The sequence below is a fragment of the Rheinheimera sp. genome (genome assembly GCF_030690345.1).
In the GTDB taxonomy this organism is placed as follows: Bacteria; Pseudomonadota; Gammaproteobacteria; order Enterobacterales; family Alteromonadaceae; genus Alishewanella.
This window is the reverse complement of sequence record NZ_JAUYGV010000008.1, coordinates 36,250-54,460: the sequence shown is the minus strand read 5'-3', so window position 1 is coordinate 54,460 and position 18,211 is coordinate 36,250. Positions and strand designations below refer to the sequence as shown.

The window sequence follows — 18,211 nt, the reverse complement described above, 5'->3', positions numbered from 1 at the left end:
CGCCCGTTGCAGCGGGCGGCATTCCAACTTAGCGCGGAGTGACTCATTTCTCCATGTGCGTTAAGAAGCCCGGATCAGCGCAGTTTGCTGCGCCTTAATTTGTGAGTGTGACAACGCCGGTACCGGCAAAGTATTGCCGCCGGTTGTTGCCGGTCTTAGTGAACGTACTGGCCGGGTGGGGCCTGTTTTCACTAATCCTTTGTACATAGGTTCAGCTTTGGCAACCGTTTTGCCTAAGCGGGCGGCAATAGCGGCCTGAATATCGGCGGCAGTATAACCGGCTTTTATTTTCATGCGTAGATAAGGCACACCGGCCGCGTCTAAAGCACCGTTAACAAACCAATCCGGCACCGCTTTGTGGCCGTCTTTACTACTGTTATTCACCAAATCTAATACCGCTATAACGCTGAAATCTTGTGGGTCGCATAATACAAAGTCTAAGTATTTGGCGTTTAACTTTTGCATGGTGCTGGCGCGGGTTTTATCGCTGGTGCCGTTTTTTAACTCCATTACGTCGGCCAGCCGCACTCTGTTTATAATTTTGTAGTCGTCCGCTACGGCTTTTTCCAGCAGTTGCATAAAAGAGCGCTCTACCGGGCTGAACAAGCTGCCTTTCTTCTGCAGCGGAAAAGGGTTACCACTGTCAATAAAACGGCTGGCTACCATCGCGACCACTATTACCAAAAGTAAAATTAATAGCAGGACATACTCCATGCACACCTCCGACAGAAAATTGACCCGGTGTCTGACACACCACAACACTGTGATAGTTAAAGCATAAGTTGTGCCAACATTAGGGCTGATTTTACAACTTAACTATTTATGCTGCGAATGGCAGGCATTGTTTGCATTGATACATTTTATAGCTAAAAAGCGCTTATAGTTAGTGCGTATCCCTGATCCCGCAAGGCTGAATTAGTCGCCGGGTATTAGCAGCAAAAAAGGACAGACTTATGACAACAAGCATCAGCCGTGCCGGTTTAACCATTAACGCGCCGTTACATGATGGCTATGACAGCATTCTGACGGAACAGGCTTGTGCCTTACTGGTTGAATTGACGCGTGAATTCCGCCCGCGCTTAACAGCATTATTAGCCGCCCGTCAAACTACGCAGCAGCGCTATGACGAGGGCACCTTGCCGGATTTTCTGCCGCAAACGGCCAATATTCGCCAGTCTGATTGGCAGGTAGCTGCCATACCGGCGGATTTGCAGGACCGAAGGGTGGAAATTACCGGCCCGGTAGACCGTAAGATGATCATTAATGCGCTAAACGCTGATGTAAAAGTGTTTATGGCCGACTTTGAAGATTCGCAGGCGCCCAGTTGGGCCGGGGTTATCGAGGGGCAGATTAATCTGCGCGACGCTAACCTTGGTACTATTAGTTATACCGATCCGCAAAGTGGCAAACACTATGCGTTGGCTGATAACCCTGCCTTGTTAATAGCCCGGGTGCGCGGTTTGCACTTGTGGGAAAAACATTTGTTGGTTGATGGTGAGCAAATTCCGGGTTCGCTGGTCGACTTTGCGCTGTATTTCCTGCACAACTACCAAACCCGCTTAGCCAATGGCAGCGGTGTGTACTATTACCTGCCGAAACTGCAAAGCCATTTGGAAGCCAAATGGTGGGACGATGTGTTCCGTTACACCGAGCAAAAATTCAGCCAAAAGATTGGCACCATTCGCGCCACGGTGTTAATTGAAACCCTGCCGGCGGTGTTTGAGATGGACGAAATTTTGTATATGCTGCGCGATCACATAGTGGCGCTTAACTGCGGCCGTTGGGATTACATTTTCAGCTATATCAAAACGTTAAAAAATCATGCTGACCGCGTACTGCCTGACCGCCAGGTGGTTAGCATGAAACAACCGTTTTTAAATGCCTACTCGCGCTTGCTGGTAAAAACCTGTCATAAACGCGGCGCTTTGGCAATGGGTGGTATGGCGGCCTTTATTCCGGCCAAAGACGCTGAACAAAACGCGGCTATTCTGGCCAAAGTAACCGCAGATAAAGAGCTTGAGGCGGTTAACGGTCACGACGGCACCTGGGTGGCGCACCCGGGACTGGCGGCTACTGCCAATGCGGTATTTGCTAAGTATCTGGCCGGCGGCAAGCAGAACCAGCTGGATGTCAGCCGCGCAGAAGATACAGAGATTACTGCAGCGCAGTTGCTGGAACCCTGTGACGGTGAGCGCACGGAGGAGGGCATGCGCACCAATATTCGCGTAGCGTTGCAATATATTGCCGCCTGGATCAGTGGCAAAGGCTGTGTGCCGATTTATGGTTTGATGGAAGATGCTGCCACAGCAGAGATTTCGCGTACTTCGATTTGGCAGTGGATTAAACACGGTAAAAGCTTAAGCAACGGCAAGCTGATTACCAAAACCCTATTTGCTTCTATGTTAGAAGAAGAGGCAAAAGTGGTGCGGGCAGAAGTAGGTGAAACGCTATGGGCAGAGCAAAATTTTGCCCGGGCGCAAACTTTACTGCTTGATATCACGACTTCTGATCAGCTGGTAGATTTCCTGACCCTGCCGGCGTATCAGTTACTTGATTAACCTGAGTAAACCACCAATGCAAAAGGCGCTGACTTGCTGACAGCGCCTTTTTTATGGCTTTAAGGTTGAAACATCCAAGGTCGGCTGCGTGAAAAAGACCCTGTTGAAGGAGTCGGGGAGTGTCTGAGCCCTGCCGTAGGCATTAGGGCGAGTTGCCCCGGCGAGTGAGGCAGGGTGTTTTACTAAGCCAGCAGCAAGGCTTCGGCTGCAACTCCCGCTTTGGCTCGCCACAGCAACTATTTCAGGCTTCCTGCCTTGCACCCTCCGGGCCAGCTAAAGCTGTTCAAATTCGTTCCAGACGAATTTGTCGCTCGCGCTTGCGCACTCACTCAGACACTCTGTGTCGACCAAATCGGGATTCCAGCCTTCGCTGGAGGGGTCAGTTCAATTCATCTGCAGTTTCTACAATCAGCCGGCGGAACCAGATATGGCTGGCATCCTGGTGCAGTAACGGGCTCCAAATCATCTTCAGCTCAATCGAGGGTATGGCAAACGGCGGGTCCATAATGGCCATCGTGGCGTCGTTCTCGTACAACTTAGCAGCGCGGCTGGGCAGGGTGGCGATTAAATCTATGCCTACGGCTAAGTGCATCGCCACATGGTAGTTACGGGTAAATACCGAGATGCTGCGCTGCTTGCCCAACTTAGCCAGGGCTTCGTCTACCCAGCCGAGCTTTTGCACGTCTTTCGGGTCCATGCCTACGCCTACGCCAAAGCCGGTTTTACTCACCCAAATATGCTGTGCTTTTAAATAACTGTCTAAGTTAAAGTTTTTCAGTACAGGGTTTTGCGCATTGATTAAACAGGAGAAGCTGTCGCGCCATACGGTTTTTTGATGAAACGACTGCGGCAACTGATCAAAGCGGTTAATCGCCATATCTACTTTGCCGTTTTCAACATCGTGAAAGGTCACATCGGAAGGCGTCATAATATCCAGGCTGGTATGCGGCGCTTGCGCGCGCATCTTTTTCAGCAGTGCCGGTATTAAGGTTGAAGCGGCATAATCACTGGCCATAATGCGAAATACGCGTTGGCTGTGCAGCGGCTCAAAGTCTTTATTTGGCTGCAGGGTTTCTTCCAATGTTAATAATACGCCGCGCACTATTGGCGCCAACTCACGCGCGCGCTCGGTCGGTACCATGCCATCTGAGGTGCGTACTAAGATGGGATCGTTGAGTAAATCGCGCAGCCGTTTTAAACCATTACTCATCGCCGGCTGGGTAATGTTCAGCTGGTTGGCCGCGCGGGTAACGTTTTTCTCGCGCAGCAGTACGTCCAGGTACACCAGCAGATTCAAATCCATCTTATTAATATTCATTAGTTAAATAGCCTGGCAATTTTTCATAACTAAACTGAATCATAGCATTAGCCACCAGGCCAGCGTCAAGCCTGGTTTGGTATTAATACCATGAATGGCCGGCATCACAAAAATCACCTTTATGAATTATCAAAATGAAACCTATAGTGTAAGGCAACAGGTAACACATCAGCCTGGGAACAGTCAGCGTCCGGCAAGCCGGGCAACAAGCAACAAGAGGATACTGCTATGTCAGCTTACCAAGATGCAATACAACAAATCGCGCAGTTACGCCAGCAAAACGGCGACGCATGGAGTGCAATAAACCCTGAGTCTGCCGCCAGAATGCGGGCGCAGAACCGTTTTCATACCGGGCTGGACATTGCCAAATATACCGCCAAAATTATGCGCGCTGATATGGCAGCCTATGATGCTGACAGCAGCCAATACACGCAATCGTTAGGTTGCTGGCATGGCTTCGTTGGTCAGCAAAAACTGATCGCTATCAAGAAACATTTCGGCACTACCAAACGTAAATACCTGTATTTGTCCGGCTGGATGATAGCGGCGCTGCGTTCTGAGTTTGGTCCGTTGCCGGATCAATCGATGCACGAGAAAACGGCGGTGCCGGCTTTAATCGAAGAGCTGTATACCTTTTTAAAGCAAGCCGATGCCCGTGAGTTAGGCGGCTTGTTCCGTGAACTGGATGCCGCCAAAGCTGCCGGCGACAGCAGCAAAGCCGTAGCGGTACAAAGCAAAATTGATAACTTTGAAACCCATGTTGTGCCGATTATTGCTGATATCGACGCCGGCTTTGGTAACGAAGAAGCCACCTATTTACTGGCGAAGAAAATGATTGAAGCCGGTGCTTGTGCTATTCAGATTGAAAACCAGGTGTCGGATGAAAAACAATGTGGTCACCAGGACGGTAAGGTTACCGTGCCACACGCTGACTTTTTGGCGAAAATTAACGCTGTGCGTTACGCCTTTTTAGAACTGGGCGTGGATGACGGTATTATCGTCGCCCGCACCGACTCCTTAGGCGCCGGGTTAACCAAACAAATTGCGGTCACTAACGCGCCTGGTGACTTGGGTGATTTATACAACAGCTTCTTAGACGGTGACGTAATCAGCGGTGCGGACGATATTGCCAACGGCGATGTGGTAGTAAAAGCCAACGGTAAGCTGTTAAAACCAAAACGCTTAGCCAGTGGTTTGTTTCAGTTTAAACCGGGCAGTGGTGTTGACCGGGTAGTACTGGATTGTATTACGTCACTGCAGCACGGTGCGGATTTACTGTGGATTGAAACGGAAAAACCGCACGTTGGCCAGATAGCGGAGATGGTAAACCGCATTCGTGAAGTGGTACCCAATGCCAAGCTGGTGTACAACAACAGCCCAAGCTTTAACTGGACACTGAATTTCCGCCAGCAGGTATTTGATGCCTGGAAAACAGCCGGTAAAGATGTGTCGGTCTATGATCGGGCGCTGCTGATGAGTGCCGATTACGATGCGACAGAACTGGCGTTGGAAGCCGATAACCGTATTCGTACCTTCCAGGCCGATGCGGCGCGTGAAGCCGGTATCTTCCATCACCTGATCACCCTGCCTACTTATCATACGGCGGCGCTGTCTACCGACAACCTGGCCAAAGAGTACTTTGGTGCTGCCGGTATGCTGGGTTATGTAGAAGGTGTACAACGCAAAGAAATTCGCCAGGGTATTGCCTGCGTTAAACACCAGAACATGTCCGGCTCAGATGTGGGCGATGACCATAAAGAATATTTCTCCGGTGAAGCCGCACTGAAAGCCGGTGGTACGCATAACACCATGAATCAGTTTTAACTTTTGAGTGTTAAGTGATGAGTTAAGTTTAGTTTTATACTACGTGGTCAGGTAACTGACAGTTTGGGCAGCCTTGTGCTGCCCTTTTTTATTGAATTTTTCATAAAAAATTCATCACTGCTTTATTTTTATACAAATTATTTGCAATAGTGTAGTGGCACTGTTGGCTATCCGGCCGGCAGTTTTTTCAGCCACAGGACAAACAGCATGAGAAAAATTACGATCTTGTCGGGTCTGCTTGCTACCCTCAGTATAGCGGCACAGGCTACTGTACTTAACGGCGGTTTTGAGCAGTGGACAGGCAATCAGCCGGATAGCTGGAGCCTGATTGACAGCGGTATTACGTTGAGCCAATCAGGCAATACTAAACTGAGCGGCAGCAGCGCCGCGGCCATTAGCGTTAATACTACCGATCAGGCCAATACCGATTTTCGCCAACTGGTCAGCGTTACGGCCGGCCAAACCTATAACTTCAGTACCGCGGTATATCATACGGAGGGCAATGTCAGAGCCCGGCTATATGTTAACGGTTATCAGGGCTACTCCAATGAGCAACTAACCGGACAGTGGCAAACGCTGAGTTACAGCTATACCGCTGCCAGCAGCGGTAATATCGAAATTGGTCTGCGCTTTTATGATGTCAGCGGTTTTGATGGTGCAGAGCTGGTGTATGTTGATCAGTTTGAACCGGCCACAACTCAGGCACCACCGCCGACCGGCTGTGCTAATACCAGCGCAGACTTTGAACTTAACACCGACAACTATGGTGCTGAAACCAGCTGGCAGTTGGTAGCAAATGTCAGCGGTACTGTGTACAGCGGCGATGGCTATGCCGCCAGCAGCAGTTACACTGAACAGTGGTGCCTGGCGGATGGGGACTACACCTTTACCATTTTCGACAGCTACGGTGATGGTATTTGTTGCAGCTATGGTAATGGCAGCTATAGCCTGACCTTAGGCGGTCAACCGGTGTTTAGTGGCGGCGCTTTTGCCAGCCAGCAAAGCCATAGCTTTACGTTGGGCAGCACGGGCGGTGGCGGCGATTTAGGCAGTTATTATGCAGATGCTGCCGGCTTAACCGGCTACAACCTGAAAACCGCACTGCATAACATTATTAAAACCCATACGGCGCAGGGCTACAGCGCAATTTGGGGCTTTTATAATGTTTACGAGCTGGATAACTACTATGAGAACGACGGTTCCATTTTAGATATTTACTCCGAAAAACCATCGGCAAGCGATAGCTATGTCTATGCCGCCGGCAGTGATCAGTGTGGCAGCTATAACAGCGAGGCCGATTGCTATAACCGTGAGCACAGCTTTCCGCGCAGTTGGTTTGGTGGTGCAATAGAGCCGATGAACTCGGATATCCACCATATATTCGCCACCGACGGTTACGTTAATGCTAAACGCGGCAGTTATCCGTTTGGTGAAGTAGGCAGTGCAAGTTTTACCTCAACCAATGGTAGCAAACTAGGCAATGCCGCTGCGGGCACCGGCTACAGTGGTGTGGTGTTTGAGCCGATTGATGAGTTTAAAGGCGATGTGGCGCGGGCATATTTTTATATGGCAACGCGTTATCAGCACCAGTTGGCTAACTGGCAGAACAACAGCAGTGAAGCCAACGCAGCGCTAAATGGCAGCACCACTCAGGTATTTGAAAGCTGGCTGTTGCAGCTGTTAAAGCAGTGGCATCAGCAGGATCCGGTCAGCCAGAAAGAGCGCGATCGTAACGACGCAGCTTATCAATATCAGGGTAACCGTAACCCTTTTATTGATCACCCGCAATTTGTCAGCGCCATTTGGGGCAATTAAAATGTAAAACGCCGGCTTTGCGCCGGCGTTTTAAACTGCGCAATACAACTTAGTAACGCTGCTTCACGTAACTCACCACTTCCTGGTATTTTTCCTGCATTTGACGGATATATTCGTTATTTCTTTTTTACTCATCTTTTGCTGCAAATTATCCGCTATAAATGAATGTCCTCGGCTGTTTATCAAGTTGCAGGTATAGTTGATTATGAATTTTTGCTGAATGTAAGCGTTTTATCCATGTGGATTAGACGAATATAAGGATAGTTATTATGGCTGTATGGCGTAAAAAAGTGGCAGCAGTGCTTGTCGCAGGTGTTTTGTTAGGAGGCTGTTCATCTGACGATGATGCCGTGGCAAATGCCGGCGCAGACGTTAGTCTGAAAGAGCGACGCTCAGTGCAAATCAGCGGCAGTTCTGCCAGCGGTGAGGGCGAATTGACGGTTAGCTGGTCTCAGATGTCAGGGCCCGACGTGATCTTTTCAGCCCTGGATACGTTGTCGCCGACGATAACTGCCCCATCGGTAGATGTTGACAGTGCCGCTGTGTTAAGGCTATCGGTAACCGACGCCAAAGGGCAGACGGCAACGGATGATGTCACTGTTACTCTTTTAAATAACCTCCTGCCGCAGTTAAGTGGTGAACCTGATGCGATAGCCGAAAAAGCAGACATCTCATTAACAGCCCCGCTTACTGATGACGGCGAGATTACTGCTGTTAGTTGGCTGCAAACAGCAGGGCCAACTGTAGCCTTGACCGGAAGCGACACTGATACGGTTAGTTTCACTACACCAGCGGTTACAGAGCTTACTTCGCTTAGCTTTATGTTAACGGTGACAGATGATGATGATGAAACTGCCGAATTAGAGTTAGTGGTCGATATTGCGCCTGCATTGGTAGCGTTTACGCTGGAGGGGCAGGTTAGTGGTGCTGATTTCAGTGGTGCTGAGGCTGTTTTGAGCGGCGCGGCGCTGCCGGCAACTGCTGTAGTAGACGAAAATGGTGCCTTTGTAATTGAGCTGGAATTAGATGATGACCTTACTGATAGCGTAGTAGTTGTTGAGGTGACATCAGTTGCCAACACTCGCTTAAAATACAATGCTGTCTATTCCGGTTTTACCGTGGCTGAAGTAGTTTCTGTCGCTTCCGTAAAAAGCAAGCCTGCAGATACTCAAGTCAGTGTGGCAGCAGATGGCTCTAACACTGTTTCGGTAACAGCTGTATCCACCGCGTTGTACTCTTTACTAGTTAGTGCCAATAACGGAGTGGTGCCGGCAAATATCAATGATCTAACCTTCGTAGAAAAATCTATTGATGCTGATGAATTGGCCGAGGCTGCAGCTGTTGTAAAGATTCTTACTGACAACCCGGATATTGCTCTGCCGGACGGTACTACAGATATAGTAGCGCTACTGGCGAATGTTGGCGCTTACAATGCTTTGGTTACGCAAATTGAAGCAGAACAGCCGAGCTTGATTGAAGATACCATCGCAGCCATCGTGGCAGATCCGACATTAACTCCGCCGGTAACCGCCGATGCAATTGCACCATTGTACTTTCGCACTTACGCTGCTGCGCCGGGCTTTTTATCCCGCGGTGGTGAGCGTTGGCAGTTTAATGAGGACGGCACAGGTTTACATGCAATCAGTAGCGGTGAATCTACTTTTGAATGGGAACTGATAAATGGCAAAATCAGCATTGATTATATTAATGCAGCTTCAAGTTTCACCAGTTTTGTCGGTGTGGCAGTTGGAGCTGCAGGCCTGACTCAACAACAGGTAGATTGGTTAACTACGGATAATATTTCTCAGGTTGCAGTTATGTATTATATCGATTCGGTTGAGTTATCCAGAGTTACACAAGGCCAACTAATTGATACATATCGTCAGGCAGGTATACAACGGCGTGAAGTGGTACCTGTGCAAACGAGTCAGGGCTTAGTTGAAGCATCAGATACGATTGAATTTAGCAGCAATGTTTTAATGCGTAAGCAGAGTAACTCAGAGTTAGCTTTTGATGCAGAACAAATGGCCGGAACTTGGGCGATAAATACCTACTATACGCAAAACCTGCCGTTTCAAGGCGGAGATTTAACTAATTTCTACCTGGACCCACTGCTGTTTAATGCCGATGGTACCGGTTTAGGAACTGCCACTGACAGAACCTTCAATTGGCAGGTAACTGATGGCCAGCTATTCCTTACAATATCAGATGGCACTGCTGTTAAACTGGAAATTATTGACCAGTCCGGTACAGACTTGCAGGTGTTTACTACGGTCTATGATACAGACGACAACATTATTGCGGCTGAGGCAGAGTATGCCTTTAAAACCGATGCTGGTGTTGATGCAAGCTTGCTGGCCAATGCTGAAGAACAATATTGGCAAACGATGATTAACTCCTGGACTAAAGAAAGTTGGGATAACGGCCGGTTATTATTTTGTCCGGCGGATCCTGATTGCAGTGACACAGAAAACGTCTTTTCACAGTTTTTTGGTTGGCAACTGAACGCTGACAATAGCGGTAACAGGGTAATTTCCCCATTTCCGTTAACAGATTTTCCACCGGCATTTGACCCGAAAGTGAACACGCCACCATTAACCTGGCAGCTCAATGGCGATAACGGTATGACATTATTCTACGAGCCTTTACAGCAACAGCGTGAATGGACAGTGTTAAAAATGGAAGATGGTCTGTTGGGACGGCGTTTGTATGTTCGGGAAGAGTCATTCCGTGAAGGCGCCTTGATAATTGCTGGTCGTATTGGTATGTATGAAGAGATTGACTACGAATACTGGAATGATACCGCACCGCAAAATGCGCTTAGCACCCAGACTTTTAATGTGAAAAAAGTAGTACGTAAAGTGCTTAAACCAAGCAAAGCACAATATACAACGTTCTGATTAGCACAAGTGTAACCGGAGCCTTAAGGCTCCGGTTAATCAATGAGGCGACTTAGTAACGCTGCTTCACGTAGCTTACCACTTCCTGATATTTCTCCTGCATTTGACGGATATACTCGTTGATAACTGACCAATCGCTTTCTTCTGCGGCTTTTTCCAGCTTCGCTGCATCAGCGGATAAACTGAGGGCGCCGACGCTTTTTGCCACTGATTTAAACTGATGTGCTATAGAGCGCGCGGTACTGCGATCTTGTTGCTCTGCACTGTTGCTCAGGTTGGTTAGCAGTTCAGCAGCATGTTTGACAAAGTAATTCAGGTATTCTTCGTGTTTGGCCGGGTCATTGCCAAGGAAATTGGCGATGGTGGTAAAACAAATCGGTGAGTTATTCTGGCCATTATCGCCACTTACCGGCACTGCTTTTTTACCGCTTTGCGGGTGCGGTAGCCAGCGCGCTAACATCAGTTCCAGCGTGGCCAGCTCAATCGGTTTAGTAATATAACCGTCCATACCAATACTCAGGCACTTTTGCTCTTCACCTTTGAGAGCATTGGCAGTTACAGCGACAATGCGGGTAAACTCAGCGCCTTCGCTCAGGTGCAGGCTTTCTTTACGTATTGCGCTTGCCAGGTCATAGCCGCTCATATTGGGCATATGCAGATCAGTCAACAGCAACGGGTAGTGATAGCGGCGCCATTTTTCCAGCGCGATAGCGCCATCGTCGGCGACTTCTACCGCATAGCCAAGGGCGTTTAATTGGTCGACAATCACCCGTTGGTTCATCAGATTGTCTTCGGCCAGTAACACCAGGCGGCGTTGTTTACGTGCTTGTTCAATCGACGGCGCTGCGGCGGTCGGGGTTTTCTCACCGGCGTACACCGGTTTAGCTTTACGTTTAGCCGCAATTAACACCGCATCGTATAAATGGCTGCGGCAAATAGGTGAGCTGTGCAGATAATAGATTTTGTCATTACTACGCTCAGATAACTCCACCTGATTGGTAATGACAACAAACTGTACCTGACTCATGCCCGGCGTTTGTTGCAGCAGGTCAATTTCATTCGCAGAAATTTGCTCATAGGTAGCATCCAGTACCCAGACAGCGGCTTGCTTGGGCGGTAGCGGCTTCATCGCAGCGGCTCTGGCCTGCAGTGCTTCAAAGCTGTGCTCTGTGCTAAGTTCGGCACCGGCATAAGCAAAGTACGCTTGTAAGTGCGCCCGGTTATGCGCATCTGTAGTAAACAGGCACAGATGAATATCGCGTAACAGCTCTTTATCCAGATAATGAATTTCGTCTGAGCGGCGCATCGGCACCCGTACTTTAAATTCGGTACCTTTATCAACTTCACTGACCACATTAATGTCGCCGTACATCAGCGTGGTTAAGCGCTGGCAAATAGACAAGCCCAGTCCGGTGCCGCCAAATTTACGCGTAATGGAACCTTCGGCCTGGTTAAATGGTTGGAACACATAGCTTATTTGGCGCTGCGTCATGCCTTTGCCGTTGTCGATAATACTGAACTGAATTTGGCTGAAGTCCATATTCTCTTCCAGCAGTTCAGCTTTTATTACCACCAGACCGGTGGTTTCCGGTGTGGTTTGGGTAAATTTAATCGCATTGCCGGCCAGGTTATACAGAATTTGCCGTAACCGCACAGGGTCGCCAACCAGGCCATCCGGAATGCGCGGGTCGATAAACAGCTTTAAATCGATTTGGCGCTGATACGCTACTGACACCAGAATACGGCCTACCGCTTCAATAATTTCCACCAACGACAGCGGTATGGTTTCCAGTTCCAGCTTACCGGCTTCAATTTTAGAGAAATCCAGAATGTCGTCTAAAATGCGCAGCAGCGAGAATGACGACTCCCGTACGGTATCTGTCATACGAAATTGCGAGGTAGACAGCTGGGTTTTACGCAGTAAATCGATAGTGCCGATAATGCCGTTCATTGGCGTGCGTATTTCGTGGCTCATGGTAGCCAGGAAGGTAGATTTGGCTTCATTGGCCTTTTCCGCTGTCAGTTTTGCCGTTTCCAGTGCGTCGGTGCGCTCTTTAATTCGCGTGTCTACTTCCTGCTTCAGCGTTTTAATATTTTGCTCTGATTCGGCAAGGCCTTGTTGTGCAGCCTCAATTTTGCGAAATAACTGGTTAATATAACTGCCAAGGGTGCCGTAGCTGTCACGCGCGTGGCTGTCGAGGCTGCTGTTAAATTGATTTTTATCCAGTGCCAGTTTAGTGCCCTGCAATAAAGGCTTAATACGGCGGCTGAAAAAGCCGGAAATAGCAGAGGCAAAAAAGCCGCTGAGCAACAGGCCTATTACCAAACTAATGGCAAAAATAGCTGCGTAAGGCCACAGCGGTTTAATTGTTAATTGCTGTACATACACCAGTAAGGCTTTTTGCTGGCCAACGTTTATAAGGTGATGTACTACCAGATAGCCCGGTTGCTGCACTGCGGTTTCCTGCCATGCCGGCTGTGGTACAAAGCCCTGTACGTTGTTGGTGTTGGCGATCAGTTCTGTCTCGTTACTTTCGGTAGTACGATACAGGTACATTGCTCTGTCAGTGTTGCCATCGCGTGCCTGCGCCAATATTTGTTCTATAGCACTGTAATCGTTTCGGCGCAGTAAAGGTTGCACTACGCGGCCAACCAACCGGGTATCGGCAGCCAGCCGTTCCAGTTGTTTATTAACCAGGCCCGGTTCAGGTTTATGCCATAGCAGTAACAGCGCAGCCTGGACTAACAACAGTAGTACTGACAATAAAGCCAGGCGTTTAAAAATCGGTTTACTAAACGACGTATTTTCCATTTATTATCCAATCATAGCTGCCGACAGAGCAAAGTAACATTGATAGCCGGCATTCTAACAACTTTTGCTAAATAAGGTAGCGGCTTAGTTTTTAAGCAAAAAGTAGCCGTGTTTTTCAACCGTGATACAGATCTTTCGGGCTTTTGTTCAACTAATAAGCTAACGCACCTTGTGCACTAAAATATCTGTTGACTTAGGATCGTAAAATCCGTTTAATACGACCCGCGTTGCCCAGATAGCTCAGTCGGTAGAGCAGCGGATTGAAAATCCGCGTGTCCCTGGTTCGATTCCGGGTCTGGGCACCATTAATTTCGGTGCTAAAGTTGTTGTAAAGTATCAAACTTAAATAACTTTTTCCATGTTGTCGCAGCCGCTTTAGCTCAGTTGGTAGAGCAACTGACTTGTAATCAGTAGGTCATCCGTTCGACTCGGATAAGCGGCACCATTTAGCGTCACAGTTTTGCCCAGATAGCTCAGTCGGTAGAGCAGCGGATTGAAAATCCGCGTGTCCCTGGTTCGATTCCGGGTCTGGGCACCATACTTAAAACCCTAACCATTTGGTTAGGGTTTTTTCGTTTAACCGCCGGCAAAATCTGCGCTGTTGAAATAGGCAAGGGCCTGCTTCTTTGTTAAGCTCGTTGGCGTTTATAACAACCAGAAACAGGAAGTCCGCGCAGATGAAACATGTTTTAAGCATTCTTACCCTATCCTTACTGGCCGCTTGTGGCGGCGCCCCTGGCACCGACAGCGTAACCGGACCTGACAGTACTACTATGACAGAAACTAAAAAACTGACTATCAGCTATCCGCAAACTACCAAAATTGAGGTGGTAGACAGCTATTTCGAACAACAAATTGCCGACCCGTACCGCTGGTTAGAAGATGACCGCAGCAGTGAAACTGAAGCCTGGGTAAAAGCACAAAACAAAGTTACCTTTGGTTATCTGGAGCAAATTCCGTACCGCGAACAAATTAAGCAAAAGCTGGCGGCATCATGGAATTATGAAAAAGTCAGTGCGCCGTTTAAAGAAGGCAAGTACACCTATTTTTACAAAAATGACGGCCTGCAAAACCAGTATGTGTTGTATCGTCAGTTAGCTGATGGCAGCAGCGAAGTATTTCTTGACCCCAATACTTTTAGTGAAGACGGCACCACATCTTTGGCGGAGGTCAGCTTTTCCAAAGATGGTTCTAAACTGGCCTACTCCATTTCTGAAGGTGGCAGTGACTGGCGCAAAATTATCGTTATTGATGTTGAAACCAAACAGCAATTGGAAACTGAACTGGTTGATGTAAAGTTCAGTGGTATCAGTTGGTTAGGTAACGAAGGGTTTTACTACTCCAGCTATGACAAACCGGATGGCAGTGAGCTGTCGGCCAAAACCGATCAGCATAAGCTGTACTACCATAAACTGGGTACAGCACAAAAAGACGATACCGTCGTTTTTGGTGGTACTGATGCGGAAAAACACCGTTATGTTGGTGCTTCTGTCACTGAAGATGATCGCTACCTGTTGATCTCTGCTGCGGTATCTACATCCGGCAATAAGCTGTTTTTAAAAGATTTAACCAAGCCTGACAGCGCCCTGGTGACTATTTTAGACCACACCGATTCTGATACCGACTTACTGGATAACGATGGCAGTAAATTGTATCTGGTGACTAACCTGAATGCGCCGAACAAAAAAGTGGTAACGGTAGATGCGGCTAAGCCTCAGCCTGAGCATTGGGTTGATTTAATCCCGCACACTGACAACGTGCTGAGTGCGTCCACCGGCGCCGGCTACATTTTTGCCGAGTATATGGTTGATGCTATCGCCAAAGTGCAGCAATACGACTACAGCGGCAAACTGGTACGCGATATCAGCCTGCCGGGCGTGGGTAGTGTAGGCGGTTTCAGCGCTAAAAAAGCCGACGATACGCTGTATTACACCTTTACTAACTACACTACAGCGCAAACCATATACAGCTTTGCACCGGCAACCGGCAGCTCAGAGGTGTACAGTAAGTCAGGCGCGGATTTTGACAGCGATAACTATGTGTCTGAGCAGGTATTTTATAGCTCAAAAGACGGCACTAAAGTACCGATGATCATCAGTTACAAAAAAGGCTTAAAACGCGATGGCACTAACCCAACTATCCTATATGGTTACGGTGGCTTTAACGTTAGCCTGACACCGGGTTTCAGTATCCCTAATGCGGTATGGCTGGATATGGGCGGTGTCTACGCTGTACCGAACCTGCGTGGCGGCGGTGAATACGGTAAAGCCTGGCATCAGGCCGGTACGCAGTTGCAAAAGCAAAATGTGTTTGACGACTTTATTGCTGCAGCAGAATACCTGCAACAAGAAGGCTATACCTCAAAAGATAAACTGGCTATTCGCGGTGGCTCAAACGGTGGCTTGCTGGTGGGCGCGGTAATGACACAGAAGCCTGAGCTGGTAAAAGTAGCATTGCCGGCCGTGGGTGTGCTGGATATGTTGCGTTATCATACCTTTACTGCCGGCGCCGGCTGGGCGTATGACTACGGCACCAGCGAGCAGAGTCAAGAAATGTTTGATTACCTGCTGGGTTACTCACCGGTGCATAATGTTAAAGCCGGTGTGGCGCATCCTGCCACTATGGTGACCACAGCCGATCATGACGATCGCGTGGTGCCGGCGCATTCGTTTAAGTTTGCTGCTGAGCTGCAGGCCAAAGATGCCGGAGCAAACCCGCAGCTGATCCGCATTGAAACCAATGCCGGGCATGGTGCCGGTACGCCGGTGTCAAAGCAGATTGAACAGATGGCGGATATCTTCAGCTTTACGTTGTATAACATGGGCTATCAGCAGTTGCCGTAACCGCTGCTATGGCATAAAAGACCCGCCAACCGGCGGGTTTTTTGTCTTTGGCTAACGGCAAAGCCCGCCGGCCTTATTGTAAAGCTGCAGCGTTCGTTTTACACTGCGTGCCCTTTTTTAAAATGTGTCGGCCACTGTTGCACGAACCCTATAGCGGTTATGCTGGTCGCAGTAGATATACCAACGATTAACACAGATGGCAGGAGCAGGACTATGGCAAAAAAAGCAGTGATCCTGGTATTGGATAGTTTCGGTATCGGTTATGCACCGGATGCAGACACCTTTGGTGATGTCGGTGCTAATACCTTCGCCAGTATTGCCAAAGCATTTCGTGCTAAAACCGGCCGTCAGCTGGCGTTGCCTAACCTGGCGCGGCTGGGGCTGGTTAAAGCCGGCGCTGCCGCATCGCATGGCATTGCGGCTGATGTAGCCGACAGCGATAACATAGTTGGCGGCTATGGCTATGCCCGCGAGCTGAGCAGCGGTAAAGACACTCCCAGCGGCCACTGGGAGATTGCCGGTGTACCGGTACTGTTTGACTGGGGCTATTTTCATAACAAAACCGACAGCTTTCCGCCGGCATTAATAGACGAGCTGTGCCGGCGCACCGGTGTGCCTGGTATTTTGGGCAATTGCCATGCTTCAGGTACCGATATTCTGGTAAAGCTGGGTGATGAACATATAAAAACCGGTAAACCGATTTGTTATACCTCGGCCGACAGCGTGTTTCAGGTGGCGGCGCACGAAGAGCATTTTGGCCTGCAAAAGCTGCTGGATTTTTGCCTGGTCGCGCGTGAACTGCTGGACGACTACAATATTGGCCGCGTTATCGCCAGGCCGTTTTTGGGCGACAGCGCAAACAACTATGCCCGCACCGGTAACCGCCGCGATTATTCCGTACTGCCGCCGGCACCCACTGTGTTGGATAAACTTACTGCCGCTGGCGGCAGGGTGGTAAGCATCGGTAAAATTGCCGATATTTATGCTCATCAGGGCATTAGTGAAAGTTTAAAAGCCACCGGGCTGGAAGCGCTGATTGATAAAACCCTGGCACAGATGGCACAGCAGACGGGCAACAGCTTGGTCTTTACCAACCTGGTGGATTTTGACCAGAACTTTGGCCACAGGCGTGATCCTATCGGCTATGGCGAAGCGCTGGAGTATTTTGACCGCCGTTTGCCGGAATTAATGGCCGCCTGTGCTGATGACACACTGATGATATTGACCGCGGATCATGGCTGTGACCCAACCTGGCATGGCACTGAACATACCCGGGAATATATCCCGGTGTTGGTGTATAAACCCGGCATGCAAGGCACAGATCTGGGCGAGCGTATGAGCTTTGCTGATATTGGCCAGACGCTGGCCGATTATTTTACGCTGGACGCTATGGCGTACGGCGATTCCTTCCTGGATAAAATTAACTAAGAGATATTTATGGCAACTCCGCATATTAATGCGCCAGAGGGCGCTTTTGCTGCAACAGTATTGATGCCGGGCGACCCGCTGCGCGCTAAGCACATTGCTGAAACCTTTTTAACCGACGCGGTGTGTGTAAACACTGTGCGCAATATGTTTGGTTATACCGGTACCTATAAAGGTAAGCCGGTTAGCGTGCTGGGCTCCGGCATGGGCATACCGTCGATGTCAATCTATGCCACCGAGCTGGTAAAGTTTTATGGCGTAAAAAACATTATCCGTATCGGCTCCTGCGGTGGCTTGCCACTGGATGTTAAAGTACGTGACGTAGTTATTGGTATGGGTGCCAGCACCGACTCTAACGTTAACCGTAACCGCCTGGCGGGGATGGACTTTGCCGCTATGGCCAGCTTTGCCTTACTGGAAAAAGCGGTAGCCGCAGCCAGAGCAAAAAATATCAATGTCAAAGTGGGTAATGTGTTTACCTCAGACTTGTTCTACAACCCCAGCGAAACCCTGTTCGACACCTTAGAAAAGTATGGTGTGTTGGCAGTTGAAATGGAAGCCGCCGGTTTGTACGGCGTGGCTGCAGAATACGGCATCAATGCGTTGGCGATTTTCACGGTAAGCGATCATATTCGCACCGGCGAGGCGTTAAGCGCAGAGCTGCGGCAGAACAGCTTTAATGAAATGGTCGAAGTGGCACTGGGCTGCCTCTGATC

At 49.1% G+C, this 18,211-nt stretch carries 10 protein-coding genes and 3 tRNA genes; 10 read left to right on the top strand and 3 right to left on the bottom strand.

Going from position 1 to position 18,211, the window contains the following annotated elements:
• Nucleotides 1-60: 60 nt before the first annotated feature.
• Complete coding sequence (locus Q8O77_RS15230; RefSeq protein WP_305555009.1) at nt 61-714, bottom strand: DUF2726 domain-containing protein; 654 nt, start codon at nt 712-714, stop codon at nt 61-63.
• Nucleotides 715-953: 239 nt separating this feature from the next.
• Here Q8O77_RS15230 and aceB point away from each other — a divergent pair, with 239 nt between their 5' ends.
• Nucleotides 954-2,558, top strand: a complete 1,605-nt coding sequence (gene aceB, locus Q8O77_RS15225; RefSeq protein ID WP_305555006.1) for a malate synthase A — start codon at nt 954-956, stop codon at nt 2,556-2,558.
• Between the two features lie 379 nt (nt 2,559-2,937).
• Here aceB and Q8O77_RS15220 read toward each other — a convergent pair whose 3' ends face one another.
• Nucleotides 2,938-3,876 (bottom strand): LysR family transcriptional regulator, encoded by a 939-nt coding sequence (locus Q8O77_RS15220; protein WP_305555003.1) that lies wholly within the window; start codon nt 3,874-3,876, stop codon nt 2,938-2,940.
• Between the two features lie 228 nt (nt 3,877-4,104).
• Between Q8O77_RS15220 and Q8O77_RS15215 the strand changes: the two genes are divergently transcribed.
• The 3 genes from Q8O77_RS15215 (at nt 4,105) to Q8O77_RS15205 (ending at nt 10,415) form a co-directional block, all read left to right on the top strand.
• Nucleotides 4,105-5,700 carry an isocitrate lyase gene (locus Q8O77_RS15215; protein WP_305555000.1) on the top strand — a complete coding sequence of 532 codons (1,596 nt, stop codon included), beginning with the start codon at nt 4,105-4,107 and terminating at the stop codon, nt 5,698-5,700.
• Between the two features lie 207 nt (nt 5,701-5,907).
• The gene (locus Q8O77_RS15210) at nt 5,908-7,515 is read left to right on the top strand and encodes an endonuclease (protein ID WP_305554997.1); all 1,608 of its coding nucleotides are present in this window, start codon (nt 5,908-5,910) and stop codon (nt 7,513-7,515) included.
• A 269-nt stretch (nt 7,516-7,784) separates the two neighbouring features.
• Complete coding sequence (locus Q8O77_RS15205; protein ID WP_305554994.1) at nt 7,785-10,415, top strand: hypothetical protein; 2,631 nt, start codon at nt 7,785-7,787, stop codon at nt 10,413-10,415.
• A 52-nt stretch (nt 10,416-10,467) separates the two neighbouring features.
• On the opposite strand, the gene Q8O77_RS15200 is transcribed toward Q8O77_RS15205, so the two are convergent.
• Nucleotides 10,468-13,227, bottom strand: a complete 2,760-nt coding sequence (locus tag Q8O77_RS15200; protein WP_305554991.1) for an ATP-binding protein — start codon at nt 13,225-13,227, stop codon at nt 10,468-10,470.
• A 229-nt stretch (nt 13,228-13,456) separates the two neighbouring features.
• On the opposite strand from Q8O77_RS15200, the gene Q8O77_RS15195 reads away from it, so the two are divergent.
• The 6 genes from Q8O77_RS15195 to deoD all read left to right on the top strand — a co-directional run bounded on the left by Q8O77_RS15195 (nt 13,457) and on the right by deoD (nt 18,209).
• A tRNA-Phe gene (locus Q8O77_RS15195) sits at nt 13,457-13,532 on the top strand.
• Nucleotides 13,533-13,596: 64 nt separating this feature from the next.
• Nucleotides 13,597-13,672: transfer RNA gene (locus Q8O77_RS15190), tRNA-Thr, on the top strand.
• Nucleotides 13,673-13,689: 17 nt separating this feature from the next.
• Nucleotides 13,690-13,765, top strand: a tRNA-Phe gene (locus Q8O77_RS15185).
• A gap of 139 nt (nt 13,766-13,904) precedes the next feature.
• On the top strand, nt 13,905-16,070 hold the full coding sequence (locus Q8O77_RS15180; protein WP_305554988.1) for a prolyl oligopeptidase family protein: 2,166 nt from the start codon (nt 13,905-13,907) through the stop codon (nt 16,068-16,070).
• Between the two features lie 213 nt (nt 16,071-16,283).
• Nucleotides 16,284-17,498: a phosphopentomutase gene (locus Q8O77_RS15175; RefSeq protein ID WP_305554985.1), complete on the top strand. Its 1,215-nt coding sequence runs from the start codon at nt 16,284-16,286 to the stop codon at nt 17,496-17,498.
• A 9-nt stretch (nt 17,499-17,507) separates the two neighbouring features.
• Nucleotides 17,508-18,209, top strand: coding sequence for a purine-nucleoside phosphorylase (gene deoD / locus Q8O77_RS15170; protein ID WP_305554982.1), 702 nt, complete (start codon nt 17,508-17,510; stop codon nt 18,207-18,209).
• Nucleotides 18,210-18,211: the final 2 nt, after the last annotated feature.